Here is a 235-nt window from a genome sequence, read left to right on the forward strand (position 1 = left end):
GCCGACCTTCTTGCGATCGGCCGATTCGAGCCATGGCTTCAGGCGCGCGAGCACGTCGTCGATCGGCAATTGCTCGGGCATGTCGGGGCCGCGATGCGCGACCGGAAGATACGCGGCCTTGCCCGGCTCGATAGAGAACGACAGGCCGACGAGGCGGGCGGTCATCGGGTCGAGCGCGGTGGTTTCGGTGTCGAACGCGGTGAGTTCGGCCGCATCGATCTTCGCGAACCACGCG

Annotated in this window: 1 protein-coding gene; it reads right to left on the bottom strand. The window is 67.2% G+C overall.

Annotated elements, in window-relative coordinates:
- Positions 1-235, bottom strand: a 235-nt coding sequence (locus SB751_RS35390) for a hypothetical protein (protein WP_410749663.1), incomplete at both ends; no start/stop codon positions are given.

Source organism: Cupriavidus sp. SIMBA_020, from assembly GCF_046535395.1.
GTDB lineage: Bacteria > Pseudomonadota > Gammaproteobacteria > Burkholderiales > Burkholderiaceae > Cupriavidus > Cupriavidus campinensis.